Raw genomic sequence first — 23,443 nt, 5'->3', positions numbered from 1 at the left:
CCGGGCTGTGCCGGGGGCAGGATGCGGCGCGGTACCACCTTGCTTACTGATTTAACAGCTCAACGCACCGAACCCTCCCGGGGCTACGGGGTGCCGCGGCGTATGTCCGCGATACCTAGCCACCGGAAGAGCGGCGCGTTGGGCGGGTATCAGTCGCTTATTACAGCTATATCGGGCTTAACCGTCCGGTTCTACTGGGACTACATCTCTTCCGCTAAGACACCCTCGCCGCAGCGATTGGCGGGTGTCCGCAGGTGCGGTCCGTTCTTCCGAATTGCTCGCCGGTGATGGCCGGGTCGTTGCAAACACTAATAGTTTATGTGGCTTTTGTGTCTGTATGCAACCCCGCGGGGTGTGGGTTTGAACAGTACTTTTCTGATGCGCCAATGCTGGAGGCGTAAAACAGAATGGTTCTTCGTTCGGCGATATTTAGAGCGAGTAGGGGGCTTAAGGGGTCTTGCCTCACCCCGCACTCGGGCGTGTTTAAGGATGTATGTTTTTACATTCCTTGCGTGTTGCTTTAAGTGGGATTCGATTTTTTCAGGGGAGCCCATGGAGTTGCCCCCAGTGCAACCACAAGATATGGGGTGAACACCGATGTAATTCCACTAGATATTCACCCCTGCAAGTTTTCACCCCCGCAGCATCCCGTGTGGGAACCGGTTTTTCTGGATTATTCGCCAATGCATAGCGGGTGAATAGAGTGCATATTTGGGGTTGATCGAGCGGGTTTTCCCTTGGGAATCGGGGATTTTTCCTGAGGCTTTGAAGACCTTCTCACAGGCAGAAGGTTGAACTAAGCACCTTCCTCTCCCCCATCTTTTGAGAGCGCCGAGGTGTAGCTCTTTCATTTTTCACGTCATAATTATGACTGAAATCACTTAATTTGGCGTACGCATGCACCCCCCACCGGGCCCCTAGCTCCATCCAATAACTCCCCATTAACAGGGCATGGTCGCAATACTTTACAGTGATTGATATCTTGAGCACCCTATAGACTCCCAGGGATTACTAAGGTGCTTTTTCGTGCATTTTGACCTCAAAATAGTCTAAAATGAATCGTGCAACACATCAATGATGATTCGATAGCATCTACCCCCTCACCCGGGCGTGACTGCAGCAGTCTCAACGATGAGTTCACCAGTACCCCTCACCCACGGCGTGAGGTACACCCGAGGTCACTTCCGGAACGGAGTCTGAAACCGCGGCATTTGCCTAAAGTTTTTACCCCTTTCACGACCTCACCTAACACGCCATATAACCACGCGCCCGCCGCCGGGTGCCCCGAGCCCGCCTCGGAAAAGATCAAGGAGTTCACCGATGCTCTCATCCGACCGCTCTTCGAGCACCCGTTCCGCTACGTCCCGCCTTGTAAGCCGCCGCGCCCTGCTGCTCGGTGGCGCGGTTTCCCTCATGGCGGGTTGCGCCTCCGATATTCGCCCGCTGAGCGAAGAGGCAAAAGCTAAGATAGGCTCCCCCACCCCTTCCGCGAGCGCTTCACCTTCTGCATCTAGTTCGGTATCTGCTACCGCTACTTCCTCCGCGAGCGCTTCGGCAAGTGCTTCAGCAAATGCCACAAGCAGCTCGTCCAGTGCGGCACGCGTACCCGTCTCCGAGGATGCGCTGGTCGAGGGCTGGCAGAAGTACCCCGGACCCCTGAAGCTGACCGGCGAGTACATGGGCGAGTACCAGCCGGCAACTGCTTCTTCCCCGGCGAAGAACGTACCCAAGCCCCTCAAGAGCGTTCCGCACCGTGAGGAGCCGACCTTCCAGGGTGCCTACGAGACGTTGCGTGCCTACTACAGCGCCCAGATCGCCGCACTCAAGGACGGTCGCTACGCGGATCAGGCGATTGAGCTGACCTACCCGGCTGATAAGAGCGCCATTGATGAGGTCAAGGCGGTCAAGGAACTGTACGAGAAGAACGGCTGGTACATGGAGTTCACATGCAGCATTTCCATGCGGAATACCGAACCGGACAGTGCTGTGAAGGACGGTGACGGCTACGTAGAAATCTTGGTGGACTCCCAGTATTCTGCCACCGCCATCCATCAGCCGGATGGCACCGAACGCAAGGTTCCGGCGATTACTCAGGTATCCGTTTCGCACATCATGCTCTACACCGAGGGTAAGTGGTGGCGCATTAGTACCGGCTATCTGGACGAGCGTTTTGCTGGAGGCAAGGGCTCTTCAGGCTCTTCTGGCTCCGGTTCTTCTAGTTCTGGAGGTTCCGGCTCTGCCGGTTCTAGCGGTTCTTCATCCTCGGGTCGCGGCTCCACTAAGGTCTAGCACCGCAGGGGCCTACTACCCCTTCCCCGGTCTTATCTCCGGTTGAGAGTAGCCCCGTCTTATCAGTCCAATAGCTCATAACCCAAAGTCGTTGAGGCACAATCACCCCTGCACCTCACCGACTTTGGGTTATTGTGCCTTAAAGACAACGTCCAGGGTTTTTTGACGAAGTTTTAAAACCTGTCTTCTATAGTGGGAAGTGGATACTTCATACCGCCGCAGTTCACGCTCCGGCACGCTCGTATCCCGGTACCCCCTTGGTACCGCGCACCATACAAAAACGATGAGGCGGATCCTTTCGTACGCATCACAGCGTTGTGAAGCGAGCTACCTCGATCAACCACTTTTCAGGAGATACCATGTCCTTCCGGCCGAGTGCACACGCCAGCCTCTCTGCTAACGACCGAAACGGATTGACCCGCCGCACCATTCTTTTTGGCGGCCTGACCGCCGGTGCTTTGGCTCTAGCAGGATGCGCTTTCAACAAGGATATTCGCCCCACCGGTACCGGCGATACTTTCTCCGGCTCCCCGAGCGCCTCCGCTTCTCCCTCAGCTTCGGCTTCGCCTTCTGAGTCTGCCTCGGCTTCGGCATCCGCTTCGTCGTCATCTTCGTCCTCGGCAAGCCGTAACAACGCGAAGATTATTCCGTCCGACGAGTTCTTGAAGGACTATAAGAAGTACATTGGCGACGTCAAGTACGAGTACAAGCCCGCCATTGCGCACTACGTTGAGCCGACCGATACCTCCCCCGCGAAGAATGTTCCGATCCCGGTCATTGATACGGTGGCTCAGCGCACCGTCAGCCTCGAGGGTGCCTACAAGACCCTGGCTGCATACCAGAGCGCGTACATTGCCGCGATGTATAACGGCGACCTGCAGTACCTCAAGGGTCTGGTCCACGGCGCTGACAGCGGTCTGGTCAACAACCTGAAGGCTATTGCTAAGCTCTACGCCGCGGGCGGTTGGACTAAGGACTACGAGAGCAAGCTGAGCATCCGTGACGACAAGGACGGGAAGGCTCTTGCCTCTACCGATTTGGCTGTTGTCGCGTTCCCCTGCCGGGATGTTGTCAAGGAATACACCATCTACCAGAACGGCAAGGGTGAGGTTCAGAAGGCAAGCACCCTGGATGTCGTGATCTACGTGGTGTACGCCGAGGGCAAGTGGCGCGTAACCAGCCGCGAGTACTTCGTGTCCCAGTACAGCGACCAATTCCGCAAGGTCTTTGAGGGTCCCTCCGCGTCGGCTTCTGCCAGCAAGTCCAGCGGCTCCGGTAGCTCTAGCTCCGGCAGCGGCAACGACTTCAAGATCTAGGCTCAGAGACTTTAGGTACTGAGGCTCTAGGCACTGGCTCTAGGCACTGAGAGCAACACCCACGACAAAGCGGGGCGGGTATCAACTGATACCCGCCCCGCTTTCGCATGTTTTTGCGCCGCTGTTTTTATGCCAGTGTTTTTGTGCCGCATCGTTTCCCGGCGCGGCAATATGACCCAGTACAGCAATACAACTCGGCACAGCAACACCAGCAGGCACAGCAACAGCCCCGCTCCTCGGCAACTAGGAAAAACCAAGGATGCGGGGCTGCGCAATATTATCTAACGCACCGTGCTATCTAGCGCACCGTCTCTAGGAGGTGGAACGCTCACGCAGACGCTCGTGAACCTCGCTCACAAAGCGGTTCTGATCATCGCGAGCATAATGCACGACCTCACCGATGACGGTAATAGCCGGCGCCTTGACCGATGCGCAATCCACCTGAGCGTTCTCAAGGGTCGTGACAGTCACACGCTCCTTCTCAGAGAAACCGTTCTCAATGGTTGCCAGCGGCGTGTCAGCCTCAATCCCACGAGAGAGCAGAGACGCCACCGTATCGGGCAGGGTACGAACTCCCATCAGCAGCACCACGGTGCCCTGAGCGCGCAGGGTCGCCTCAACAGCCGACACTTCGGTCTCCGACAGGCCGGAGTGACCAGAAATGACGGTGAAAATCGAGGACACCTTACGCAGGGTCACCGGAATTGCCGCACGCGCAGGAACCGCAATAGCGCTGGTAATGCCGGGGATAACCTCAGCCTCCAGGCCGGCGGCGATGCACGCATCCAGCTCTTCAGCGCCGCGACCGTACACGTACGGGTCGCCGCCCTTCAAACGCACCACGGTCTTACCCGAGAGCGCGTAGTCAATCATGAGCTGCTGAATGCGGGACTGCGGAACAGCGTGCTTACCGGGAACCTTGCCCACATCAACGATGAGGGCGTTCGGTGCGTACTCGCCGTACTCCTGCGGGGCGAGGTGATCCAGAAGGACCACGTCCGCCTCGCTCAGGGCACGTGCCGCACGCAGGGTCAGCAGGTCGGCGGCACCGGGGCCACCGCCCACAATGTAGACCTTGCCGGGATTCTCGGCGGGCTCGCCGGGCAGAAGAATGCCGCGTTCCGTCACGCTATCGTCCAGGGTGTGCCCGGGCGCCCCGCCCGCGAGCACCTCGTCAATAGTGGCGAACTCGCGGGGCGGGAACGGAGGAATCTTCGGGCACATACTACGCTGCCGGGACCGGGTTGAGGTCACTGGGCTTACCCACGGGAATCTTGGCACCGGTCAGCAGGACGGTGTTGGACTCGCCAGCTTCTGCCGCCGCAATTTCCTCAGGGGTTGCGGGGCGAATCTGCTCGCGCTCCAGCACGTACAGGTGCGAACCCTCGTCGCTACCGTTGGGCTCGTTGATGAAGGCACGGAAGCGGCGCAGGCGGCGCTCGTCCTTCAGGGTTGCTGCCCACTCATCCTCGTAGGAGTCAACGTGACGCTGCATGTCGCGCTCCAGGTCCTCGCACACACCCAGGGAGTCCTCGATGAGGACGGACTGCAGGTGTGCCAGACCGTCGCCGTGCTCCTCATCCAGATCCTCAAGCCAGCGAGCGGTACGCTGCAGCTTATCCGCGGTACGGATGTAGTACATCAGGTAGCGGTCAATGTAGCGGATGATGTCCTCGCTGGAAGCGTCCTTCACGAAGAGGCGACCGTGAGCGGGGTTTGCACCACCGTTACCACCCAGGTACAGGTTCCAGCCGTTGGTGGTTGCAATCAGACCAACGTCCTTGCCCTGTGCCTCGGCACATTCACGGTTACAACCGGAGACGCCGAACTTGAACTTGTGCGGGGAGCGCAGGCCGCGGTAACGGTTCTCCAGCTGGATTGCCATGCCGGTGGAGTCCTGAACGCCGAAGCGGCACCAGGTCGAACCCATGCAGGACTTCACGTTACGCAGGGACTTACCGTATGCCTGACCGGACTCGAAGCCGGCATCCACCAGACGCTCCCAAATGTAGGGCAGCTGCTCCAGGCGAGCACCGAACATACCGATACGCTGCGCACCGGTAATCTTCACGTACAGGCCGAATTCGTCAGCGACCTCTGCGATAACAGCCAGCTTCTTAGCGGGAATCTCACCTGCGGGAATACGCGGAACAACGGAGTAGGTACCGTTCTTCTGCATGTTCGCCAGTGCACGGTCGTTGGTCTCCTGCAGGCCACCGCGGCCAGCATCCAGAACGTAAGAGTTGCGGAAGGAGGAGAGGATCGACGCAACGGTCGGCTTACAGATTGCACAGCCGTCGCCGCCGTGGCCGAAGCGTGCCAGCACGGAGTCGAAGTCGTCCAGGTTGGTCAGGCGCACAGCCTCAGCCAGCTCTGCACGGGAGAAGTCGAAGTGCTCACACAGTGCCTTGGAGACGGTCAGACCCATCTTCTTCATCTGCTGTTCCAGAGTCTTCTGCAGCATCGGCACACAGGAACCACACTGGGTACCCGCGGTGGTGCAGGACTTCAGGGATGCAACATCGTGGTTGCCGTCTACGATTGCCTCGCGGACAGCACCGAAGCTGATGTTGTTGCAGGAACACAGGATTGCGTCGTCGGGCAGTTCGGTGTCGGGGATGCCGTCGCCGCCGCCAGCTGCGGTCAGGTAGACGTTCGGCTCAGCGGGCAGTTCGCGACCGAGCAGGGGCTTGAGGGAGTCGAAGGGAGCGGTGTCACCGACGAACACGCCACCGAGCAGGGTCTTTGCGTCGCCGCTGGTCACGATCTTCTGGTACATGCCGCGTGCGGGGTCTGCGAACAGAACCTCGAGGCAGCCCTCGGTGGTGCCGCGGCGGTCACCGAAGCCGGCAACCTGAACGCCGGAGAACTTCAGCTTGGTTGCGATGTCGAACTCTTCAACCTGAGCTTCTTCGTTGTCGTTGAGCAGGTTAGCTGCCACAGCGTCAGCCATAGCGTTAGCCGGTGCGACCAGACCCCAGGTGCGGCCCAGCACGCAGGCGACCTCACCGATAGCCCAAATGTGCTCGTCGGAGGAGTGGCATGCGTCGTTGACGAGAATACCGCCGCGCTCACCCAGTGCCAGGTCAGCCTCGCGTGCCAGCTCGTCGTTGGGGCGAATACCGGCACCGAAGACCACCATGTCGGCGGGCAGGGTGCGGATTTCTGCATCCTCGGAGGGAGAGTCTGCGATGGAGACGGAGACGACGTTGCCGTCAGCATCCTTGTTGATGCCGGAGATGTACACGCCGGTCTCAATCTCAATGCCGGTTGCCTTAATCTGGGCGTTCACGGCGTAACCGCCGCCCTGGTCAACCTCAACGGACAGTAGCCAGGGAGCCACGTCCAGGATGGTGGGCTCTGCGCCCAGATCCTTCAGACCCTCAGCTGCTTCGAGACCGAGCAGACCGCCACCGACGACGATACCGCGGGGTGCGCGGCCGAGGGTCTCCTGCAGGCGCTTGACCTCGGAGACCATGTTCTTCACGTCATCGATGGTGCGGAAGACGTGTGCTGCGTCCGAGTTAAGAATGGGGATACGAACCGCGCGGGAACCGGTTGCGAAAACCAGCACGTCGTAGGGGTACTCGTTGCCCTCGGTGTCAGTGACGACGCGGCGGGTGCGGTCAAGCTTCTCTGCGTGGCAGTTGTTGACCAGGTTGATGTTCTCTGCATTCCACAGTTCGGGATCGCCGAGGGTCAGGTCCTTCTCGGTGTCCTTGAAAATCTGCTCGATAGCAACGCGGTCGTAGGGGATGTAGGGCTCGTCGTTGAGGACGGTGATGGTGTCCGCAGCGCGACCGGCAGCTTCAGCGCCTTCGTGGTACGCGCGTACAAAACGCCACGCAGCGGGGCCTGCGCCGACAACGAGAATGTTGCGGGGGGTGTGCGACATGGATTTTCCTTCCTAGTTGTAATGCAGGTAGTTCATGGCGCTTATCTACCCTCAGCGTGCGACCGAATCATGCCCGGCGTTGGAACTCCTAGTTTCCGTGCCGTTGGGCTCGTATCTGATGCGTACCGAGTAGTTAGAGCGCCCGCTTCTTTAGAATGCATCTGAAAATTACGAAACATTTTTGTGTGGGATTATGTTGTTTTTTCAGGCAGTCAAAAGGCGTTTTAAACTACGACTTTTATCGTACACGCTAGCGCGGGGTTGAGGTATCGAAAATCCGCATTTTTTGGGAAAATTTTCCAAAAAAATCCGCGGAATATCGGGCTAGAATAGGGTATTCTTACCTTATCTAGACTTAATTTAGGTAAGGCTAATCTATGAAATTTGAGGGTGTCTTTTTAGGGTAAAAATAACCTTTAGCACCCTCCGCGCGCCCCATTTCCAAATGTGGGTTTCATAAGGTAAACTCCAAACAAAGAACACACGAACCGCTATTGTGTCCTGCACCCCGCGCGGCGCAGACCACCACTTCGAAAGGAAACCCCCATGGCTGAGAACTGGGTACGCATCTGCGCCGAATCTGACCTCGAAGAAAACTGGGGTGAAGTCGCCCTGGTCGACGGCTACCAGTACGCCATCTACAAGACCAAGCACGGCATCTTCGCCAGCGACCACCTCGACCCGCACAGCCAGGCGCTGGTCCTCGCACGCGGCATCGTCGGCGAAAAGAACGGCAACCCCACCATCACCTCCCCCCTCTACAAGGAGGTCTACGACCTGACCACCGGCGAGTGCGTCTCTGACCCCTCCTACTCCATCAAGGTCTACCCCGTAGAGGTCCGTGACGGCGACGTCTACCTCAAGACCGCCTAAACGTTCAGCCACCTACGGCTACTCAAACACAGCAACACAAAAACCTCGGGACCATGACGTCCCGAGGTTTTTTGTATTAACACTTCCAGCCTTACGAGCGCATCTACACGCACCGCAAACCTGAGTTGTTAGGCGGCATCCAGCTGGGCGATAGCCGCATCCATGCGGTCAATAAAGCACTCCGCCACCACGGCAGCAGAAGCGCCACCCTGCGCGTTCACCAGCGGCGCGGCAACCTTCACCGGCACACCGGTCGACTCAGCATCACGGCGCATCTTACCGGCGAAGAACCCCTCCGCCAGCAGGTAGGTTGCAGCAAACTTAGGCTGATGTTCAGCAACCACCTCGTGGAACTTCGGATCAATAGCGGCAATGAAGCCGTGATGCACCGGAACGTGCAACTCCTCAGCCAGCAGCTCAGCCGCGCGGCTCATGTCCGCACGACCATCAGCACGAGAAGAACCGGCAGCACCCTGAACCACGGGGCCGTCACCGGGAGTCCAACCAGCTTCCTCCAAGCGGGCGCGGGTCAGCGCGGCAAGGCGAGGATCCGGACCCAGAGACTCACCAATGCTGATACGCTCAATGCCGCTATTGCGTGCGGCACGGCGCAAATCCACCTGAGTGTGGAAGCCGGTCGACAGCAGAATCGGCACAATCACGCAGGGCTCATCATTGGGCAGGGAGGCTGCGGCATCATCAACGCTGGGAGATTCCACATCCACATATGCGGCGTGGACACGGTACTCCACACCGTCGTTACGCTGTGCGAGCAGGAACTTAATCTGCTCACGAATCAGCGTGATAGCCTCGCGACCGGCGACCGAGTCGGTGCCATGCGAGGTTGCGATTACATTCAGAATAGTCATATTTCCATTGTATGAAAGGAACACCCCGCTTCCCTACTCATGAACACGAGTAACGAAGCGGGGTGTTGCGCGAAGGCTAAATCTTAGCTCTTGCGGCGACGTGCCACAACCAGTGCGGTACCTGCAGCCAGGGTGATAGCACCAGCTGCTGCGGCGAACATAGCGCCGGATGCGCCGGTCTGAGCCAGCTTCGAGGAGGAGCTACCGGAGGTCGAGGAGCTACCTGCGGAAGAACCACCACCGAGGGAGGAACCACCGTTAGAGGAACCACCATTGGAACCGCTCACACCCAAGTTGTCGGATGCGCCGGAACCCATGTCAGAACCACCGTTGGAGCCACCCTTGTGGCCGGCAGTGTTCTGGTCGGCGGTGCTGCTCTCAGAAGCGGAAGCGCTCGCGGAAGCGGAAGCGGAGGCGCTCGAAGATGCCGATGCGCTCACCGAAGCGCTGCTGGAGCTGCTTGCGGAGCTCGACGCGCTCGCAGAAACACTCGAAGAAGCAGACGCGCTAGCGGATGCCGATGCGGACGCCGACGCGGACACGGTCGCCGAAGGGGTCACGGCGGGAACGCTCGGAACCGCGGTCGGGGATGCGCTCACCGATGCGCTCGGGGTTGCAGAAGGAGCAGTAGAAGCACTCGGGGCAACAGAAGGCGCTACGGAAACGCTGGGAGCAACGGACGCGGTCGGCAGAGACGGCGAGGTGGGCTCCTCCGAAGGCACTGCGGTGGGTTCTGCGGTCACGCTGGGCTCAGCGGTTGCAGAGGGTGCCACGGTCGGAGCAGCGGTCACGGTAGGCTCAGCGCTTGCAGAAGGCGTCATGGTGGGTTCTGCAGTTGCAGAGGGTGCCGCGGTCGGAGCAACGGTCGGCTCAGCAGACTTAGTCGGCTCCGCGGTGGGAGCAACGGTCGGCTCAGCGGTGGCAGAGGGCTCTGCAGTTGCGGAAGGCTCCGCGGTCGGCTCAGCAGACTTAGTCGGCTCAGCAGACTTAGTCGGCTCCGCGGTGGGGGCAACAGTCGGCTCGACAGAGGGTGCCACGGTCGGAGCAACGGTCGGTTCCGGTGCCTTGGTCGGCTCAGGTGCCGGTGCCGGTGCCGAGTTCGCTGCCAGACGGTTCAGCCACAGCTGATCCTCGTAGGTGTTCGGGTTCTCGAAGCTGGTCGGGTAGATAATATCGCCGTTGGGCAGCTCGAGGGCGTTGTAGCCGCCGCTCTTGTCGGTCTTGCGCATCGAGGAGAGCACCACCTCGTTCACCTTGTTCAGGGTGTCATCCATGAACACCAGGCGGGAGCCGGACGCATCCACCACGACCACGTTACCCGCACGGGTCAGGAACATGGTGGCGACCTCGGTCTTCTCGAAGCCCTCAAGGGTTGAGGACTCGCGGACCACGCTGAAAGTGCCGTTCTCGTACTTGAGAACCTGGACCTTACCGCCGTACCAGTTGTTCCAACGGTAAATGTAGCCCTTGGGGCTGACCAGGGTCGAGGGCAGGGCGGTGGTGTAGCCCTCGGGCGAGGAGTTCGGCACCAGGGACACGCCGTTGCTGCTCAGGTGCAGCAGGTGGCCCTTCTGGACCACTTTTTCGCCAGACGCATCGTAGATGGAGGTCGACGGTGCGTACACGAAGCTACCGTCGGGCAGCGGCGCGAGGGTCACGGTGTTGTTGGAGAACGAGTCGCCGTAGTACTCGTCGAGCGAGTAAGCGTTCACAACCTGCGGGTCGATGGAGTCGGGCTTCGGCAGAGCCTGCGAGGTTGCCTTACCGGATGCGTCAATAATGGTCAGCTTGCCGCCGCCCTGGCCGTCAATGCTGAGGATGCCCCAGGTGTTGTTGGCGGGGTTGTAGCCGATTGCCTTGACGGTGTTGGCGCCGAGCTCCGCGTCAGAGTAGATACCGGAGGAGACGAGCTTACCCTCAGCGGTCACGGTGTAAAGCTCGGGCTTGTTGGTCTCGCTGCCGATGACGAGCATGCGGTTGCCGTCAGCGTCCACAGCGAAAACGCCCTTGATTGCCTTCAGAACACCGGTGTCGGTCATCTTCAGGTTGGAGCTGTTCAGCACGGTGTAGGTGGTGTCGCCGCTGAAGCTCGGGGGTGCCACGTGCACGATGTGGTTCTGGCCCAGACGTGCGGTGTTCTGGGGCTGGTTCACGCCCGCGCCGGTGTTGTAGGACTCGGCGGCGCTGTAGGCGCTCTTGGAGGCGTTAGCTGCGCTACCGGTGTAGGAGATGCTCAGCGGGTCGAGGCTGGCGCCTTCGTTGTAGAAGTCGGAGAAGGCGTGGTTACCGTCGGCGGTCAGGTTCGCGGAGATGCCGCTGATGCTGACCACGCCGTCCTTCTCGCTCTGCTTGGCGGTGCCGGTGCTCAGGGTAGCCATCTTGACTTCCATGGGGCCCTCGAACTTGCCGCTGGCGTAGTTCTTGGTACGCACGGTCATGTAGAGGGAGCCAGTACCGTCAGCGAGGTTCAGTTCCACGCGGGGGTTAGAGAAGGTGAGGTTCAGGGCGCAACCGGTTTCGGGGTCCTGACCTTCGGCGCAGTGGCCGGTGAACCAGAGGCGGCCGGCAGCCTGCAGGGTGACCTGCTTGCCGTCTTCAGAGACGGTGGTGGAGGTCGGGGTGAAGGTGAACTGCTTTGCGGTTGCGTCCCAGGCTGCACCGTCGGTCATTTCGCGGGGCATACCGTTATAGGACAGGAAGGAGGCGCGCACGCCCCAACCGAAGGACGCGCCAGCAGTTGCCTGGTCGCCTGCAGCGACGTTCTGTGCGGCAACGTTCTGGGCAGCGATATTAATGTTCTCGGCGAGAACGGGTGCCAGGGGCAGGGCGACAGCGCCAGCGACGGCGAGGGCGCAGGCTCCCTTGGAGAGGCGGGTGCTAGATGTGAAAATCTTCATTGGTGTGCATCCATACTATCGACATTGTTAGGACAGGCTTACTATATCGACAGTGTGAGAATTTCTCAAGATACACACCAAGTGAACCGTTTTATGACAAAACACCCCACCGCACACTGACGGGGATACAACTAGCCCACACCAGCACGTCGCCCAAGCACCAGGGAACAAGCACCGGGGGGCCACCACTCCCCCAGCCCCTACGCAACTAATCTACGCAACTAATCCTTCTTCGAGGTGTGCGCACGTGACACGCCCAGGGCACCAAGAATCAGGCCGCCACCCAAAGTTACCAAAATCGGTAGAAGAGGCGAGCTCTTACTCGTATTGCGGGTAATCTGCGCCTCCGTTGCCTTCACGCCATCCGGCGACCCGTGCTCAGTACGAACCTGAGAGGAAGAACCATTCAGAATCGCGGCGCGGCGAGACTGCGCCGCCGAGTCGATACCCGAAGGCAGATTAGAGTCGGGGGTCGGCACCTGAACAGGCTGCGCCTCCTCAGTGCGGTACCCCAGAGCCGAGGAAGACTCGGTAACAGAACCACCCGAGGGGCGCGGAACAGAAATCGTGGCGTCCTTAGTGCCCGGAGCCATGGCGGTATCAGCCTGAATACCGCGGGTCTTAGACCTAGATCCTGCGGCGGGTGTGCTCGCGCCAGATGCACCTGCAGAATCAGTGGTAATCGTAGGATTCGCAGAAGGTTCCGCAGCCGATTCGCTCTCGTTCTTAGAGGAAGAATCAGACGACGAGCCACCATTCTCGACAGAAGCCTGAGTCACCGTAAAACGAACCGTATTCAGCTGAAGGTTGCCATCATTGGCGGCGTCAAATGCTGCCACCAGGTACGTCTTGCCAATCTGCAAGGACGCACCGGGCACGCCAATCACAGCCTCGAAAGCACCGGCAGAAATGGATTCCGGACCCACATGCACGATGGCGAGCGCATCACCCACAGTGTTGCCATTGGAGTCGATTTCCATGACGATCAGGTCGTAACCCTTCTCGTTCTGAGGGAAGTTCGTGGCACGGACCGTGACGGGCTTTGTGTCATCCTGAGAGTTACCCTGCGAGTCCTGAATGGACATGTGCGCCTTACCCTCGCGCTGATTCATCGGGTCATGCATACTGGTGTCTTCGGAGATAACATACTGACCAGAATCTTTGTTCTTCCGGTTGTCTACGGTACGGCGAACCGTGTCACCGCCCGCATCGGTGGGTAACGTATCGGTGGATGAGGTGGCGGTAGTTGAGATGGCGGTGGGCGAAGGCAAGTTTACAGTTTCAGGGGTTGGTTGAGGAGTCGCCTCGGCAGTTTCGGCTTCTTCGCGCTCAATGTCGATCGGCGGTTCGGTGGGCTTTGCCTTACCGTTGCGCGGATCAGCGGCCTCAACCAGGCGGTTGTCCCGCTCGGTCACGAAGAATTCGTAGGAGACGCCGTGCACGGTATCTTCCAGAACAATGACGTACACGACGTTAGAGTCCGTTGCCGGGCTCATCAGCAGGCGGAACTCCCCCTCCTTGGTCCCCTCAGTTAGGGTCGGGCTTTCCAGCACGGAGCCACCATACTCACCGGAAGGGGTGTAGAAGTTCACGTCAACCAGAACACTGGAGGCCTCCAGATCTTTGGGAAAGCCCGTCCAACGTAGAAGGTAGCCGCCATCCCTAAGCTGCGCCTTCATGGTGATGGTGGAGGCTGCGCTCTGCGCCTTCTGGTTGTCTTCAGCCTGGTCCGCGTTCAATGCGGAGGGTTTCAGCATGGCAGAGTGCGTCGTGACGGGGGCTTCCGCTGCGACGGAGGGTACAACAAGCCCACACTGAAGCCCCGCAACCAAAATGGTTGCGGTGACAATACGGTGCTTCGCTGAATAAATACTCATGCAATGCGTCTTTTCGTGGTGGAATTGTGCGCACTACTGCTCGTTCTTCACGTGCCGCGGGGAGCCCTTCGGGAGCGTCATGCGCCCGGACTCGTCGTACCACGCTCCGCTTCGTATTTCAGGTGGCGAAGACCTGACAATAGCTCGCATCTATTTATCGGTTATGTCAACCCTATCACGAACCTTAAGGTTTATTCATGCGAGGGTAGAGTTTTTTTGAACACCCTGAACATACGAATTACCCCCGCTATCTGCGTCTACAGATAGCGGGGGCGAACATTCCTCATGAAACAAAGAACATCATATACAGAGCGGTCAAAAAGCACTGATGAGGAATATTAGCCGCCGAGGATTCCCCTGCGGTGAGCCATCCACGCGGCACCAACCACCAGCATCAAGCTGGCACCTCCAAGAACCCAGAAAGCTACACCGTGCTGCGCGACCTCTTCACCAGCAGGAGATGCTGCGGAAGCTACAGCCTTCACGCCATCCTGACGATCAGCATTCGCGTTGGAGTGCACCTGGGTGACGTTCGAGTTCACCGTCGCGGAACGAGTATTAGACTCGGAGTGAACCACGGGAGTGAAACCCTTATTGCCACTACCAGAAGCTGCCGACGCCGCTTTTTCTTCATCCGTCAGAGCATCCATGTTCGCAGCAACAGCAATCGACGCCGGGTCAGAACCCGAGCTATACGCCGAAATCTGGTTAGTATGGGTCGGCTCAAAAGCCGAACGCGGACTTATCGTACGTGCCTGAGCCAAAGCCAGAAGGGCCTGACGCTGACGCTCCGCCTTCGCTTCCTTTGCCTTGGACATGGCGCTCACCGCATCCAGGGTGGAGCGGGGCGCACTCGTGGCAGACTGGCCTGAGCCCGACTGGGTTGCATCAGAGCGGGTCGAGACGGCGCTAGCAGCGGAGGAGCTACCCGCAGTGGTGCCGGTTGCCTCGGCCGCATTGGTACTGGGCGTGAGCGATGCGTTGGCATCCTGGCTGGGCATCTCATCCTTCGTCGAGGAGGTTGCACTACCGGTCGCTTCGCCGCTGACTTTGAATCGCACCGAGACAACTTCTTCTGCGTACTCAGTATCGTCCGCACGGACTAGGTAAGCGGTGTACACCGAGCCGGTCTTCAATAGAGAACCGGGCATACCAATCTCTTCCTTGAACGCGCCATTGACGATGCGATTAGAGCTGATGTGCGTAATGGACAGCGCATCGCCCTTGTGGTTGCCGCTCATATCGGTTTCAACCACGATCAGGTCGTAGCCAGCCGCGTTCACGGGCAGGCGCTCTGCACTGATAGTCACCGGCTTGGTTTCCTTATCAGAGCGAACCTCAGCATACGCAACCTTCAGTTCCGAAACACTCAGGGTCTGAGTATCACGAGAAGAGCCCGATCCACCCGGGACCTGTTCCAGCTTCTGAGTGTGAGTTTCAAGATCCGGGTGTTCAGAAGAATTCGAGTGTTCAGAAGAATCAGAGGGAATCTCCACCTTGACCCTATCCTTGCTACCCTTCTGATCTGCAGCCTGCTGGTTCTTCTGCTCCTCTTCACGGAGCTTCTCCAGCGCCTTCAACTCATCAATGGTCGGCACATGGTGGGCACTCTCCTTCTTGTCCACCAGAACCTCGTCAGAGTCATCCTCAACCGGAATAGCGTGCGGTACGAGGGAGCCTCCAGAAATCATGAATTCGCCGTAACCCGCGTCGGAGGTCATCAGATCCATGGCACTAATGGAGTAGTAGCCTTCCTGGGGCGTCTGCGGCAACTCAAAGGTGACAAGCATCGAGCCGTCATCAGCGCGCTCGACCTGCAGGGCAGACGGCTCGTAGGTGTCAGATCCGAGCACCGCGCCGGTGGTGCTGTAGTACTGCAACACCAAGTAGACCTTGGATGCGTCACCCACATAGCCACCCTCGTAAAGGGGTGCAAGCTTCAGGGTCGCTTTGCCATCCTTAATGGACTGCACGCGAATTTCGATGGTATCGACCTCAATTTCAAGGTCTTCATAAGGGCAACTCGAATCAAATTCGTTATTAACTAGAGCCGCCAGACAATCATTCACATTAATTGCTTCAGCCTCTACTGCGGAGGCGCCAGGAAGCACAAAAGCACTTGCACCCAAAGCGGCGGCAAGCGAAAGAGCATGAATTCGTTTCGGAAGTTGAGTGATAGTCATGTGTGCCATTTCAAGCGATGTAGGCACAAAGCCTGGACTAGGGAAGGCTCACCACAAGCCGGTGTTTCTGATCCAGGTATTTGCGCATCAGTACGTCGGTTACACCCTAGACTAACACGGATATTGCACTTAATGTTGCATTGCATTCATGTGCTAAAACTTTATGTCGCAATAATCGCCAAAATAAAAGGAATTAAATACTTTACTGAGATATAAATAACGCAAAATTCGAATGCAAGAAAATATTCCCACAAGTGCACGAAAAAGAGATTTTTTACACCATCCCCAAGGCACACCAGACCGGAGCGCAACAGACCGCCACGCAGCAGGGTCGACATCAGGTACGCAGGCAACCAGGCGCGCAAAAGGCGCCCCACCGAACACGCACCCGGCAGAGCGCCTCCCACTCAACGACTCCCCTACAGAGAGCCACACGTCTCACGCGCGAAGATCCAGAATCCGGAGCTATTCAAGCAGGGCTACTCAGCGCCCAGCTCCTCAACACCCTCAATGCGACGTCGATACACATTAACCGCCACAGCGGTACCCACAAAGGCAACCGAACCCAGCAGGGCAATACTCAGCGGCAAGGTACCCTCCGGCAGAGGGCCGTTATCCTGGGCGCTCGCCTCCAGTTTCGAACCGGAAGAATCACCGCGCGACTTCGAGCTACGCGTATAGAAGCTACCCGAACCCGCAGCACCCGCATTCTCCTGCGGCGAAGCAACAGTCACCGTCTCCCCCTCTAGAGGCTGGTAACCCAACAGGTTCACCACGGTACGACCGGGCAGCATCACCGCATAACCAGACATCACCAGCGTCGAAGGAACCACCGTAGTCTCAGCCACAGAACTACGAGCCTGCGCGGTAATCGCACGCGCAGACTGCTGCGCCTGCACAATGTAGCCCAGAGCGCCATCCGCCGACGGAATCTTAGCGACAGAATCAGTCACCAAACCCTGAGTGTCTGCAGAGGCATCTGAAGAGCCCACAGGGCTCACATACCCCGAAGGAGCCGAAGGGCTCACCCGCTGATTCGCCTCAGAAATCACCGGGGCCAGCGGGCGAACAACAGTATTCGTATGCCTCGGAGCCGGATCAACAGGAACAGCACGCTGAATCACGCTCACACCAAAAGTGCTGGTCGCCATGAGCTTCAGCTCCTCAGTGGAGTCACCACCCACCACAACCACACGGTAGCGCTTACCCGCATTCAAAGAAGTGCCGGGAACCTTCAAATCAGCAGAGAAAGAAGCATCAGCCACCTGCTGAGGGCTCACATGCGTGGTCGCCAGCGGCGAACCCACGGCACCACCATCGGCAGGCATTTCAAAGACCATCACGTCATAACCCAAGCCGCTCTCTGCCACGTTCTTAGCGCGCACGCTAATCGGCTGCACCTCATCCGAACCGCGCAGTTCTGCGGTAGAAATTTCCAGGGTCGCCTCGCGGGTCTCCGCAGGAGCCTGATCAGAGCGGGAGTGCACCAGCAGACGATCCTCGGTCACCTCAGCAGGCGCCGCATCATCAGCAGAAGAGCTCGCCGAAGCAGAAGCACTGGCAGACGCACTCGCGGATGCACTCGCCGACGCATTCGCCGAGGCGCTAGCAGATGCACTCGCGGAAGGACGTGCCGAAGCGCTCTGCGATGCAGACGGCGCCTCAGAAGGTGCCGGGGCTACCGTCGGGCGCGGGCTATCCTTCGCGGCACTCGGGGATGCGCTGGGGCTCAGGGACACCTCGGGGGCGGGGTTCGCCTCCACGCGGTTAACGCGGGGAACACCGGGGGTGTCGGGGAAGAAAATGTTCTGGCGGCTAGCCATAATCTCATCGGCTGTTACACCATGCTCAGGCATAAACTCAACGGAGACAGTCTCGCCGTTGCTTAGATTCTCAATTTCGACCATGTACGGCTGCTCAACATTGAGGCGCTGGTGAATGCTCAGCTCCATGTTGCCTTCTTCATTTTTTGAGGCAGTCAGCTGAGCATCAGGTACGGTCATAGTGGCGATAATGCCATCCTCAACGGAGATGGCAGACAGGCGAACCTTCACCTGATCCAGGGAAGTTACACCGCTGACCTGCAGGAGAGTGTAGTCGCTAGTCTGAGCCAGCAGATCCAAGGTGATGCTGTGCTGAACCACATCGGTGGCAACGGCGATGGGAAGTTCAGGCTTCGGAGACAGCTGAGTCTGCGCGTGAGCGGCAGATGCGAAGGTAGCGGGGGCCAGAGTTGCAGGCGCGACGGAGCCGCCCAAACCGAGGGCGGCAGACGCTACTAGCGCCGCGCCGCGGCAGGAACGCTGCGTGGAAAACATGGTCACCTATTTTCGTGAGTGAGTGTGATGAATCGTTGTGTGACTCCTGCGCCCAAAGGTCGGAAGTAGGCGCAGAATAACGGTTCTCTGATATCGGTGACCGGGAGGCGCTTCACAGCGACTCCTACCCCGGGTGAACGGGGTGGTAAGAGTGATAGTACCGTCTATGACAGCACTCTAAATTATAGGTATAACCTTAGAAAAAGTTAAAGATGTAGGGATGCCCGAATCTTGCATTTCGGACATCCCTACATCTATGTGCATGTTTTGCCTAGTGGGGCAATAATTGACCTGTTTTAGCGGCGAGAACTGAGCTGCATCTCACTACGGCGACGGCGGCTCAAACGCATACCGGCAAGCAGTGACAGCGATCCAGCAGCGCTAATGACCAACATATTGGAGGCGCCGGTAGCCGCCAACTGCTCACGCTTCTGCTGGGCACCAGCGGCAACCTTCTGAGAACCAGAGGCCTGCGCCTTCTGCTCGCCACTCTTCTGCAGTTCAACCTCCTGAGCTTCGACCTTCTGAGCGGACGCATCCTGAGCACCGGTGTTCTGAACCGGAACCGAAGTATCATCCTTCTGGTCGGTAGCGCTCTCCCCCGCCTTCTGCTGATCTGCCGCAGGAGCGGTAGCCTCAGCAGGCGCGGTAGCATCAGGCGCATTAACCTCAGGCGCAGAGCTTTCAGACTCCGACGCCTCAGGGGTTGCAGGCACGTTATCCGCGCTATCGCGATCGACAGTGAAACCACCATTGACCATGCGCACGGTGCCCTGCTCATCCTCCGCCACAGCACTCACACGGTAGGTAGTGCCGGGCTTGAGCTCCGAGCCGGGAATCTGCACCTGGGCAGTAAAAGCACCGGAGGCGTCAATCTCAGAGACATCAGCCGAGGCAATTACGCCACCGCGTGCCACACCGTATTCGTCGACAGCACTAACCATCAGGTGTACCGAGCTGACGCCAGTGAAACCCTCGCCGCGCACGGTCAGAGCCTTCTCAGAGTCATTTTCGGGAACTACGGTTTCTTCTACGTGCAGGCGGGCGGTCATCACGGGGTTAGAGGTGTTGTTCTGTTCTTCGGTGGTGTCATGGACGCGGTCAAAGACGGTGTTGCGCGGCAGGTCGTAGTGGCGGCGCGGGTCATCCTCGGGCAGTACGCGGTCGAACTGCTCGACGGGGCTCACGGCAACCACCTGCTCAGACTGGGCATTCGAGGCAGCCTGGACAGACTCAGCCTGGGCGCTCTGCTCGGACTGTACATCCTCTTCAGACCGCTTCTTCTTAGACTGTGCCTGCTCCGCCATTGCGCGCTCAGCGGTAGCAACCGGAGCGGAGCCATTCTGTGCATTCCAACCATTCATGAAGGGAACCTCAACTTCCTGGGCGGTATAACCATTAGCGGCAGAGGGCGCGATTTCAACGCTGAGCACATAGCGCAGATCTTCGTGAACAGCCTGCACTTCTTCCAACCTGGACCCGGGCACCTCAATGCCATCCAAGAGGGTGCCGTTCATAACGTCGGCACGTGCGGGAGAGGCAGCGAGCAGGATGCGGTTACCCTGGCTATCCAGGGCGTAGGCATAGGTCATCACCTCGAAGGCCTGCGCCTCACCCAGACCGGTGACCTTGTAGACGATGAGGTTCTTTTCCTGCGGGATTTCCAGCTGGCCCGAAAGAATCTGAGCGTTGAGCGGCTCATTCTGAGTGTCTGCAGGCAGCAGCTCCAGGGGTGCAGAGGAGTTGTAGGAGGGGTCTTCCGTTGCGTAGCCCTTGCCGGGGTCAACCACTGCCGTCGCGACGACGTACTGCTGGTTGGGGTCGAGGGTACCTGCGGGCAGGGTCAGCTGGGTGCTGAAGCGACCACCCTCCACGTCGAGTTCGGGTACGAGGGTCATCGCTACGGCGGAGCCGCGAGCCAACGCGTAGAGGGGGTACTGGCGGTATTCGCTCACGTAGACCGCCACGCCGTAACGCTCAACAGGGCCGCCGGTGAAGCCTTCACCACTGACGGTGATGCTCTGGGAGCGTGCGGGGTTAATGACAACGCCCTGCTCTACGTACACCTGCGGGGAATTCTGGGTAGCAACGTTTTCGATGGGGGTTACATCTTCCTCGGAGGGAGGATTATCAGACTCCACCGTGGTCGCTGAAGCCACTCCTCCAGTATTCTGCACCTGCACATCTGCGTGCGCAGCACCAACACCGGTGACGGACAGGACGGAAGCAGCAATAGCGGCTGTTGCACGAGTTTTTGAGTGAGCGGGTTCGGGCATGGAACACACCTTTTCTGTGAGTGTGAACGATACCCTCCGGAGGGTGCCACGGATCGAAGGTGGACAGGTGCCTCTTCGGGATTGAACGCTATAACGTACGGACTAGTCATAACGTTCATGTAATAGTGGAAGTTACCGCGAAGGGAATCGCTCTATTTATCGGTAATTCCACACTAACAATACTTTTGCGTTTATTGCGGTAAATCCGCTTTACCTTCCAAGTGTTTTCCTGTGCAATAACCCACACAGAATATTTTTTACTCTTCGGAACAGCATCAAGAGCACTCAAATTGCATGGACTAGGCAAAATTTTTAAACTCTCCCTTGAGGCTCAAGGTTTTATTGCATGCATATGCAGTTTTAATGGATTTGAGATAAAAATATTCTGCACATTCATGCATTTAATTTATTTCTTTTAAGTGAAAAAATAGCAGGTCACACCGCTTTTCCCGGCGCATTCACTAAAAGCGTGCATACCAATAAACACCCAATAAATAACCTCGGCAGAACAGCTCAGCAAAACTGTCGGCACGCAAAACCACCGACACGCAAAAGTGCCGCCAATACTCTTTCTAGAGCATTGGCGGCACTCGTGTCACTCACCTTGCGGTGAGCATCAGATTTTCAGAGCCTAACCTATAGAGGCTGAGCTATTAGAGGCTACGGCGGCGCAGGAGCATCAGTGCAGCACCAGCAATCAGAGCTGCGGCACCAACACCTGCGATACCTGCAACGCCCTCAGCACCGGTGTTAGCCAGCTGCGGCTTCGAGGAAGCCGAAGAAGAGGTCGAAGTCGAACCCTTGGTGCCGGAGACACCTACAGTGTGGCCATTGGAGCTAGAGGAGGTGGCAGCGGATGCGTTGCCAACCTTAGCCTTGGGTGCCTGAGAAGAAGGCATACGGGTCTCGGTTACGACAACCGAACCGTCTTCGCGCATTTCAGCGGTGAAGACGCTGGTGGTGCCGTCGCCATTATCGCGAACGGTGGTGTTGTCACCCTCGGTAGCTGCCGGCAGGGTCGGTGCGGGGTTGTTCGCATCGCTCACGGTAGCGGTGGTGACTGCCACCTGGTGCACCAGGCCGTTGGGGTCGCTGGTTGCCACCATTGCGTAGGCGTAACCGGGCTGCAGTAGCTCGGCAAGAACGCTAACCTTGACGCGGAAGGTGCCGTTCACGATTTCAGAAGCGGGAATATCGTGGGTTGCCAGAGCCTCGCCGGTGATGTTGCCGTTTGCATCCAGACGGTAGATTGCGATCTGGACACCGTTAGCGACGGACTCGTGGGTGAAGCCGGAGCCGTTGAAGGTCAGAACGTTGTACTGGTCGTTCGGATCCAGGGAAGCATCCTCGGTGGTGAGGGTTGCATTCTCGGGTGCCGCGGGTGCCTCAGGAGCGGGGGTCTCGGTCTGCTCGGGTGCCGGAGTCTCAGCCTTGGGTGCTTCCGGAGCAGGAGTTTCTTCCTTGGGGGTCTCAGTCTTGGGAGCCTCGGGTGCCGGGGTTACGGGAGCGGGAGTCTCTTCGTTCTTGGGAGCCTCGGGGGAGGTAGACTCGGTGACCTTGAAGGAGGAGATAGCCACGAGCTTCTCGTTGGGCTGACCCTGCGGGTTGCTGACAGCAGCCAGTGCGTAGGATGCGCCAGCAGGCAGCTTGCTTGCTTCAACGGTAATGGAAGCCTTGAAGGTACCGTCCTGAATCTGCTCTGCGGGTACCACAACGGTAGCGAGAGCCTCACCGGTGATCTGGTTGTCTGCGTCCAGTGCGTAGATGCTGACCTGTACGCCGGGGCCAACCTTCTCACCGTAGAAGCCGGTGCCAACAACGCTCACGGTGTTCAGCTGTGCGTTACCGGGGAAGCGAGCATCCTCGATAACGATGGAGGGGTCAGCCTGCTTTGCCTCGGGGGTCGGGGTGGAGGGGGTGGTCGGCTCGGGGGTTGCAGGAGCGGTGGGGGCAGGAGTCTCAGCCTTGGGAGCCTCGGTAGCCTCAGCCTTAGGTGCTTCAGCCTTGGGAGTCTCTGCCTTAGGTGCTTCAGTTGCCTCAGCCTTAGGTGCCTCGGTTGCCTCAGCCTTAGGTGCTTCAGTTGCCTCTGCCTTAGGAGCTTCGGTCTTCGGAGCCTCAGCCTTGGGAGCCTCAGTTGCCTCAACCTTAGGAGCTTCGGTCTTGGGAGCCTCTGCCTTGGGGGTCTCGGTTGCGTTACCGCCAGGCAGGGAAGAAGCCTGAGCAGTTGCCTTCTGGTCGACAACCTGCTGCTGCTGATCGGCGGGTGCTTCTGCCGCGAAGGTTGCCGGGATTGCTGCCACAGAACCAGCGGTAAAAGCTGCCGCAGCTGCGATCTTGTAAACGCGACGGGTAGTCTTCGACATTTTTCCTCGATCTCTGAATTATCGGTGGTGAACCTACGCGGTGCGCCTCCGTCTTTGAGGGGCGCGCAGGTTCACATACGGGTGTGACTGCTAAAAGGCTAGCACCCGACCCTGAGTCTTCTCCCCTCTTAATGCCCGCTTTAAGCAACTGTAATAAAATCGTTATAAAACTACCCCTCAAGTTGAGAGTTATTACAGACCAATTATGGTGTTTTGTGGTCATATACTGACATATGAGCACCGGCAACCCTACATTTTGATTGTATTTGAAGAAAATATGATACTTT

13 protein-coding genes are annotated in these 23,443 nt (G+C 58.4%); 3 read left to right on the top strand and 10 right to left on the bottom strand.

Going from position 1 to position 23,443, the window contains the following annotated elements; translation table 11 throughout:
- The first annotated feature begins 1,320 nt into the window (after positions 1–1,320).
- Together ACP3RB_RS03220 and ACP3RB_RS03215 are read left to right on the top strand one after the other, a co-directional pair.
- Entirely contained in the window at positions 1,321–2,289 is a 969-nt protein-coding gene (locus tag ACP3RB_RS03220; RefSeq protein WP_311468644.1) for a DUF6318 family protein, read from the top strand.
- Between the two features lie 359 nt (positions 2,290–2,648).
- Positions 2,649–3,605: a DUF6318 family protein gene (locus ACP3RB_RS03215; protein WP_426699423.1), complete on the top strand. Its 957-nt coding sequence runs from the start codon at positions 2,649–2,651 to the stop codon at positions 3,603–3,605.
- A gap of 312 nt (positions 3,606–3,917) precedes the next feature.
- On the opposite strand, the gene cobA is transcribed toward ACP3RB_RS03215, so the two are convergent.
- Positions 3,918–4,829: a uroporphyrinogen-III C-methyltransferase gene (gene cobA, locus ACP3RB_RS03210; protein ID WP_314604782.1), complete on the bottom strand. Its 912-nt coding sequence runs from the start codon at positions 4,827–4,829 to the stop codon at positions 3,918–3,920.
- Between the two features lies 1 nt (position 4,830).
- Positions 4,831–7,500: a nitrite reductase large subunit NirB gene (nirB, locus tag ACP3RB_RS03205; RefSeq protein WP_426699422.1), complete on the bottom strand. Its 2,670-nt coding sequence runs from the start codon at positions 7,498–7,500 to the stop codon at positions 4,831–4,833.
- A gap of 546 nt (positions 7,501–8,046) precedes the next feature.
- Between nirB and nirD the strand changes: the two genes are divergently transcribed.
- Positions 8,047–8,373, top strand: coding sequence for a nitrite reductase small subunit NirD (nirD, locus tag ACP3RB_RS03200; protein WP_049350096.1), 327 nt, complete (start codon positions 8,047–8,049; stop codon positions 8,371–8,373).
- A gap of 128 nt (positions 8,374–8,501) precedes the next feature.
- Here the strand turns inward: nirD and ACP3RB_RS03195 are convergent, their stop codons facing one another.
- The 8 genes from ACP3RB_RS03195 to ACP3RB_RS03160 all read right to left on the bottom strand — a co-directional run bounded on the left by ACP3RB_RS03195 (position 8,502) and on the right by ACP3RB_RS03160 (position 23,156).
- Positions 8,502–9,242 (bottom strand): sirohydrochlorin chelatase, encoded by a 741-nt coding sequence (locus ACP3RB_RS03195; protein ID WP_311452203.1) that lies wholly within the window; start codon positions 9,240–9,242, stop codon positions 8,502–8,504.
- 83 nt (positions 9,243–9,325) lie between these two features.
- The gene (locus ACP3RB_RS03190; RefSeq protein WP_426699421.1) at positions 9,326–12,139 is read right to left on the bottom strand and encodes an HtaA domain-containing protein; all 2,814 of its coding nucleotides are present in this window, start codon (positions 12,137–12,139) and stop codon (positions 9,326–9,328) included.
- A 221-nt stretch (positions 12,140–12,360) separates the two neighbouring features.
- On the bottom strand, positions 12,361–14,016 hold the full coding sequence (locus ACP3RB_RS03185) for an enoyl-CoA hydratase (protein WP_426699420.1): 1,656 nt from the start codon (positions 14,014–14,016) through the stop codon (positions 12,361–12,363).
- Positions 14,017–14,354: 338 nt separating this feature from the next.
- Positions 14,355–16,199, bottom strand: a complete 1,845-nt coding sequence (locus ACP3RB_RS03180) for a hypothetical protein (protein ID WP_426699419.1) — start codon at positions 16,197–16,199, stop codon at positions 14,355–14,357.
- Between the two features lie 161 nt (positions 16,200–16,360).
- Positions 16,361–16,606, bottom strand: coding sequence for a hypothetical protein (locus tag ACP3RB_RS03175; RefSeq protein WP_426699418.1), 246 nt, complete (start codon positions 16,604–16,606; stop codon positions 16,361–16,363).
- 72 nt (positions 16,607–16,678) lie between these two features.
- Positions 16,679–18,517 (bottom strand): propanediol dehydratase, encoded by a 1,839-nt coding sequence (locus tag ACP3RB_RS03170; protein ID WP_426699417.1) that lies wholly within the window; start codon positions 18,515–18,517, stop codon positions 16,679–16,681.
- Positions 18,518–18,813: 296 nt separating this feature from the next.
- Entirely contained in the window at positions 18,814–20,793 is a 1,980-nt protein-coding gene (locus tag ACP3RB_RS03165; protein WP_426699416.1) for an adhesin, read from the bottom strand.
- Between the two features lie 653 nt (positions 20,794–21,446).
- Entirely contained in the window at positions 21,447–23,156 is a 1,710-nt protein-coding gene (locus ACP3RB_RS03160) for an LPXTG cell wall anchor domain-containing protein (protein ID WP_426699415.1), read from the bottom strand.
- Positions 23,157–23,443: the final 287 nt, after the last annotated feature.

The organism is Rothia mucilaginosa (assembly GCF_049990865.1).
GTDB classification, from domain to species: Bacteria; Actinomycetota; Actinomycetes; order Actinomycetales; family Micrococcaceae; genus Rothia; species Rothia mucilaginosa_I.
The sequence above is the reverse complement of the archived record's forward strand: the minus strand, read 5'-3'. Positions and strand labels throughout refer to the sequence as shown.

Coding starts and splice junctions, on each gene's coding strand:
- ACP3RB_RS03195 (WP_311452203.1), bottom strand. CDS start 9,242: ATGACTATTCTGAATGTAATCGCAACCTCGCATGGCACCGACTCGGTC.
- ACP3RB_RS03190 (WP_426699421.1), bottom strand. CDS start 12,139: ATGAAGATTTTCACATCTAGCACCCGCCTCTCCAAGGGAGCCTGCGCC.
- ACP3RB_RS03220 (WP_311468644.1), top strand. CDS start 1,321: ATGCTCTCATCCGACCGCTCTTCGAGCACCCGTTCCGCTACGTCCCGC.
- ACP3RB_RS03215 (WP_426699423.1), top strand. CDS start 2,649: ATGTCCTTCCGGCCGAGTGCACACGCCAGCCTCTCTGCTAACGACCGA.
- ACP3RB_RS03165 (WP_426699416.1), bottom strand. CDS start 20,793: ATGCCCGAACCCGCTCACTCAAAAACTCGTGCAACAGCCGCTATTGCT.
- ACP3RB_RS03180 (WP_426699419.1), bottom strand. CDS start 16,199: ATGACTATCACTCAACTTCCGAAACGAATTCATGCTCTTTCGCTTGCC.
- nirD (WP_049350096.1), top strand. CDS start 8,047: ATGGCTGAGAACTGGGTACGCATCTGCGCCGAATCTGACCTCGAAGAA.
- ACP3RB_RS03170 (WP_426699417.1), bottom strand. CDS start 18,517: ATGTTTTCCACGCAGCGTTCCTGCCGCGGCGCGGCGCTAGTAGCGTCT.
- cobA (WP_314604782.1), bottom strand. CDS start 4,829: ATGTGCCCGAAGATTCCTCCGTTCCCGCCCCGCGAGTTCGCCACTATT.
- nirB (WP_426699422.1), bottom strand. CDS start 7,500: ATGTCGCACACCCCCCGCAACATTCTCGTTGTCGGCGCAGGCCCCGCT.
- ACP3RB_RS03185 (WP_426699420.1), bottom strand. CDS start 14,016: ATGAGTATTTATTCAGCGAAGCACCGTATTGTCACCGCAACCATTTTG.
- ACP3RB_RS03160 (WP_426699415.1), bottom strand. CDS start 23,156: ATGTCGAAGACTACCCGTCGCGTTTACAAGATCGCAGCTGCGGCAGCT.